Source organism: Nostocoides australiense Ben110 (assembly GCF_001050535.1).
Classification (GTDB): Bacteria; Actinomycetota; Actinomycetes; order Actinomycetales; family Dermatophilaceae; genus Nostocoides_A; species Nostocoides_A australiense.
Window position 1 is genome coordinate 2,219,610 of the sequence record NZ_HG764815.1, and the last position, 5,750, is coordinate 2,225,359.

Sequence of the window (5,750 nt, forward strand, 5' to 3'; positions counted from 1 at the left end):
CCAGCCACTCGCGCTACTTCTGGGGGCTCCGGCTGCACCTGGTGACCACCCTGCACGGGCTGCCCGTCGCGTTCGCGTTGACCGGAGCCAAGGCCGACGAACGAACCGTTCTGACCGACCTGATCGCCACCACCCCAGCTCTGGCCGGCGGCGGCCGGACCCTCATCGCGGACAAGAACTACTACGGTCGCGAGTTCGAATCCACCCTGGCCGCAACCGGATTCACGTTGTTGCGCAAAGCCCGGACCGGGGAGAACCCCCGACCAGGCGCCCAGTTCTTCAAACCCCTACGGCAAACCATCGAATCGGTGTTCGACACCCTCAAGGGCCAGCTCAGCCTCGAACGCCACGGCGGACGAACCCAAGCCGGCGTCATCGTCCGCGTCCTCCAACGACTCCTGGCCCTGACCACCGCCATCTGGCACAACGACCACACCAGCCAACCCGTCCTACGATCCCTAACCGCCTATGACCACTGACACCCCTTGGAATCAGTCGTCTAGTCGCTAATCATCGACGAAAGGCTGGCAGCGAGGACACCAGAAAATGCGTTGCCGACCCTGCGCTGCAGAATCGATCGGTGTGCCGCAGCGTCGGCAGGGCTGGCCGGCGCGGCCGTAGACCGCATACACCTTGGGCCACCTCGGGACCCGTTCGCCTCGATCCAGATAAGGGGCGGCTTGTTCGACCTGGCGGGTGTCGGTGATGATCCACCCCGCCGCGGTCCCGATCGACATCAGGTAGGTGGCGTCGGACCACAGGGTGCGTAGGAGGTTGAGGTCGACTGCGGACCCCGGCAACCACGGCGACAGCCCGGCCCGGAAGAGCAGTTCGGCGCGATAGACGTTCCCGATGCCCGCGACGACCGACTGGTCCACCAGCAGCAGCCCGATCTCACGACGGGAGCGATGCAGCACACGCACGGCGGCGTCCGGATCCTGCTCCGGGGCCAGGGGATCCGGGCCAAGGCGGTCAAGCAGAGCGGCAACGCCGTCGTCGTCGAGGAGGCGGCACTGCATCGGCCGGCGCAGGTCGCCGAGGTGCGTCAGCGTCAGGAGGCGCAACCGCTCGGAACCCGACGCGGGCGGTTCGGTGCGCAACCATCCGTCCCTGATCGCCCGCTTGTGAGCACGGACCGAGAAGGACCCGAACATGCCCAGATGCACGTGCAGAGTCGGTGCGTCGGCAAAAGCCACCAGGAGGTTCTTGCCGTGAGCGCTCGCCTGGCGCATCTCGTGCCCGTTCAGCCGCCCGGCTTCCGCGGCGAAGGTGTGCTGCGGTGAACTCACGCGGACCGGCTGTCCGGCGAACGCCGTGTTGAGGCGGGCCGCCAGGGCGTGGATCGTATGCCCTTCCGCCACCTTGCTCGTGCCACCCTTCGTCGCGCAACACGTCTCCACGACGCATCGGATAACTCCCCCATCATCCGGGATACCGTGCGTCGGTGAAGCCGGAGACCTCATGAGCCTGGGCGTGCGCTGGTTTGGGACAAGAGATGGCTCGGCGCCGGTCCTCGTGCTCCTGCACGGTGGAACCGGCCGGCGACCCAGCACCTCGGCCATGGCCGACCTGCGCTTCCTGCGGATGACTCCCTTCGCGCTCGAGGTCCGTCGCCGAAGCCATCGGTCGATCACGGTCGCCCAGATCCACAATCCGGCTGGTGGCTGGCCCCGTGGCCAGGGCCGAGCAGCCCTGGACGACTTCTTGAGCGGCCTCGATCTCCCACGCGCGCAGATCGTCCTTGCCGGGCACTCGTCGGGGGGGCACGTGGCCCTGGCAGCCGGGGCTGACTGCGGCGGCATCATCGCGCTTGCCCCGTGGCTGTCTGGCAGCGAACCGGTCGAGCACCTGCGCGGTTCTCGGGTCACCATCCTGCACGGCGACCGCGATCGCGTCACCGATCCGGCCCGGTCCGCGGCATACGTCCGGCGGCTCGTGGCAGCGGGCGTCTCCGCCCGCTTTCAGCAGATGGCCGGAGCGGGCCATGCCATGGTGCAGAGACCGGGCCAGTGGCATCGCGCCGTGGCGGACGAAGCGATTGCCATTCTTCTCCCCCACATGGCAAACCCGAATGGACCCACCGATTTCCCGTTCGAGCGTCCGCTCGGGCCATAGCCTGCGGCGATGGCAACCACGCAGCGCGCCACCCGCAAGGCCAACTGATCCACCACCGCTGTGTCGTCCGAGGCGGACGCGCCGATCACCGTCCCCGGCCGGACACTTTCGGTGGGGCACCAGGTGGCAGCCCAGCTGCAGGTGCGCCCGCGTGCGCTCAACGACCTCGCCTTAGCGCCCAAGCAAGGCCACTGAAATTTCGTGGGCCCAGGGTTCATCGGGGTCCACGAGATGCTGGACCGGCAGATCAAGGGTGTTCGGGGCATGGCCGATGTGCTGGCCGAGCGCATTTCCAGCATGGCGTTGCGTCTCGGCCGACATGGGCGCCGTAGCCCTCGACCGGCCGTCACGCGCTCGTGGATGCTGGTCCGTGCTTGCGGCGCAACGACCACATGCGGCGCTCGCTCGACCTCCACGGCCGCATCCCACGGCATACCGCCCGGAGCGGTCTCGAGACGAAACGTGCGAACGAGGCGCCGGGCGAGAGCGGGATCCTTGGCGACCTGGGCCGCCAGTTCGTGGGCCCGGGCCCCACGTCGGCGTCCGGCAGCGCCTCCCAGGCCATCCCGATCGCCGCCGCCCGCTCCCCGGTGATGGTGTCGCCGAACAGGGCAAGTCCGGAGGCGGCCTCCCGACCCGCGGCTCGGTTCCGCAGCGTGAAGTGGCCGCCGCCCGGGTGCATGCCGATCTGGGGCCGGGGATGAGCTTTGCCGTCGTGGACACGATCCGCAGGTCGGCGGCGAGCGCCAGGTCGAGGCCCGCGTCGACCGCGGCACGCGGACGGCGGCGCTGGTCGGTATGCCGACTCGACGGACAAGGCATTGCGACGCTCCGGCGCGTTAAGGGTAATCGTCGCGACGGCGTCGGCGACGGCATAGCGGATCTCGGACAGAGCACTCCTGGACGACCGTCTTCATGGTTGCGGTATCGACGGTAGCGGGGCATGTCCGCCGCATGATCCGCGGCGACGGTGCGCGCGGACGCAGCGGGCCACGTCGGGCGGGGAGCACCCGAAATCCAAGTGTTCATCAACCCCGCGTCCCGTGCGGCGGCCGCTCGGGCGAGAATGGACGGGATTCCTTTCACTCGACCCAGGAGGACTGATGACCGAACCGAGCAGCTGGCCCAACGGCGCGAGCAGCCCGATGACCGAGGACGAAGCCCGGCTGCTTGATGCCTGGTGGCGGGCGGCCAACTATCTGTCCGTCGGCCAGATCTACCTGCTGGACAATCCGCTGCTGCGCGAGCCGCTGACCCGCGATCACGTCAAGCCGCGGCTGCTCGGCCACTGGGGGACCACGCCCGGCCTGACCTTCCTCTATGCGCACTTCAACCGCGCGATCAAGCAGCGCGGCCTGGACGCCCTCTATATCACCGGGCCCGGGCACGGCGGCCCGGGCCTGGTCGCCGCCAGCTACCTCGAGGGCACCTACACCGAGACCTACCCGGACATCCCCCCGACCGTCGACGGCGTTCAACGGCTCTTCAAGCAGTTCTCCTTCCCCGGCGGCATACCCTCGCACGTCGCCCCCGAGACCCCCGGCTCGATCCACGAGGGCGGTGAACTCGGCTACGCGCTCTCGCATGCGTATGGGGCTATCTTCGACAACCCGACCCAGCTGGCTTTCGCGGTGGTCGGCGACGGCGAGGCGGAGACCGGGCCGCTCGCGACGAGTTGGCACTCCAACAAGTTCGTCAACACCCAGACCGACGGCGTCGTCCTGCCGGTGCTGCACCTCAACGGCTACAAGATCGCCAATCCCACTGTGCTGGCGCGTATTCCGGAAGAGGAGCTCGGCGCGCTCATGCGCGGCTACGGGCATACGCCGCTCTTCTTCACCGGCGGCTTCGACGACGAGGACCACATCGCCTGCCACCTGCGCTTCGCCGGCATCCTCGATGAGGCGCTCGACATGATCGCCGAGATCAAGTCCCGGCCGGAGGGCACGGACCAGCCCCGTCCGGCCTGGCCGATGATCGTCTTCCGGACCCCCAAGGGCTGGACCGGCCCGAAGACCATCGACGGCAAGCGCACCGAAGACTCCTGGCGCAGCCACCAGGTGCCCCTGGCCAGCGCCCGCGACACCGACGAACACCTGCAGGACCTCGAGGACTGGCTCACGTCATACCGGCCCGAGGAACTCTTCACCGACGACGGTGCCCTCAAGCCCGAGATCGCCGCGCTCGCCCCCGAGGGCACCAAGCGGATGAGCGCCAACCCGATCACCAACGGGGGCGCGGTCCTGAAGGACCTCGCCCTTCCGGACTTCCGGCAGTATGCGGTGGACGTCCCCCACCCGGGTGGCTCGATCAACGAGTCGACCCGCGTGCTCGGCAGCTGGCTGCGCGATGTGGTCAAGGCCAATCCGGACAACTTCCGCATCTTCGGACCGGACGAGACCGCCTCCAACCGGCTGCAGGACGTCTACGAGGTCACGTCGAAGCAGTGGAACGCCGACTACCTGCCGACGGACGCGGAGGACGACCACCTCGCCCCCGAGGGCCGGGTGATGGAGATGCTCTCCGAGCACCAGTGCCAGGGCTGGCTCGAGGGCTATCTGCTCACCGGCAGGCACGGGCTGATGAGTTCGTACGAAGCGTTCATCCACATCGTCGACTCGATGTTCAATCAGCACGCCAAGTGGCTCAAGGTCACCAACCACATCGGCTGGCGGCGCCCCGTCGCGTCCTTGAACTATCTGCTCAGCTCGCACGTGTGGCGGCAGGACCACAACGGGTTCTCCCACCAGGACCCGGGATTCATCGATCACGTGGTCAACAAGAAGGCCGAGATCATCCGGGTCTATCTGCCGCCGGACACCAACACCTTGCTGTCGACCTTCGACCACTGCCTGCGATCTCGGCAGTATGTCAACGTCGTCGTCGCCGGCAAGCAGCCGAATCCCAACTGGCTCAACATAGAAGAGGCCGTCAAGCACTGTACCCGCGGCATCGGCATCTGGCACTGGGCGGGCACGGAGGACGACGGCGATCACCCCGATGTCGTGCTCGGCTGCGCCGGCGACATCCCGACGATCGAGGTGCTCGCTGCGGCCCAGATCCTGCGAGAAGCGGTCCCGGAGTTGAAGGTCCGCGTCGTCAACGTCGTCGACCTGATGCGGTTGCAGGACGAGCGGGAGCACCCGCACGGCCTGTCGGCGCGCGAGTTCGACAACTACTTCACCAGCGACCGCCCGGTGATCTTCGCCTATCACGGCTACCCGTGGCTCATCCACCGGCTGGCCTACAGGCACGACGTCGACTCCCACTTCCACGTGCGCGGGTTCAAGGAGGAGGGCACGACGACGACGCCCTTCGACATGCTCATGCGCAACGACCTCGACCGTTTCCACCTCGTGATGGACGTCATCGACCGGGTGCCGTCGCTGGGTGCGCGCTATGCGAACCTGCGCCAGTACATGGTCGACAAGCGCACGATTGCTCGGGCCTATGCCTACGAGCACGGCGAGGACCTGCCCGAGGTGCGCGAGTGGCAGTGGGGCGACGCGGGCGACATGGCCGACCGCGGTCAGGTGGATGCAGCCCTGGAAACCGGCGGGGACAACGCCTGACGGCACCCGGTCCCGCCGGCACCGGTCCGCCCGCGCCTCGAGGCTCGCCGCGGCATACCCGGA

At 68.1% G+C, this 5,750-nt stretch carries 4 protein-coding genes; 3 read left to right on the forward strand and 1 reads right to left on the reverse strand.

The features are described from left to right. Positions 1-479 (forward strand): transposase (locus BN11_RS10730; RefSeq protein ID WP_048695333.1); only part of this gene is annotated, 479 nt, incomplete at its 5' end. A 27-nt stretch (positions 480-506) separates the two neighbouring features. On the opposite strand, the gene BN11_RS10735 is transcribed toward BN11_RS10730, so the two are convergent. Then, positions 507-1,400 (reverse strand): Fpg/Nei family DNA glycosylase, encoded by an 894-nt coding sequence (locus BN11_RS10735; protein WP_235435436.1) that lies wholly within the window; start codon positions 1,398-1,400, stop codon positions 507-509. 160 nt (positions 1,401-1,560) lie between these two features. Here BN11_RS10735 and BN11_RS21290 point away from each other — a divergent pair, with 160 nt between their 5' ends. After that, positions 1,561-2,115, forward strand: coding sequence for an alpha/beta hydrolase (locus tag BN11_RS21290; RefSeq protein WP_053084068.1), 555 nt, complete (start codon positions 1,561-1,563; stop codon positions 2,113-2,115). A 1,103-nt stretch (positions 2,116-3,218) separates the two neighbouring features. After that, positions 3,219-5,687, forward strand: coding sequence for a phosphoketolase family protein (locus BN11_RS10750; RefSeq protein WP_048697502.1), 2,469 nt, complete (start codon positions 3,219-3,221; stop codon positions 5,685-5,687). Positions 5,688-5,750: the final 63 nt, after the last annotated feature.

Excerpts from the sequence above, each read along its gene's own strand:
- BN11_RS21290 (WP_053084068.1), top strand. The coding sequence starts at position 1,561 with ATGGCCGACCTGCGCTTCCTGCGGATGACTCCCTTCGCGCTCGAGGTC.
- BN11_RS10750 (WP_048697502.1), top strand. The coding sequence starts at position 3,219 with ATGACCGAACCGAGCAGCTGGCCCAACGGCGCGAGCAGCCCGATGACC.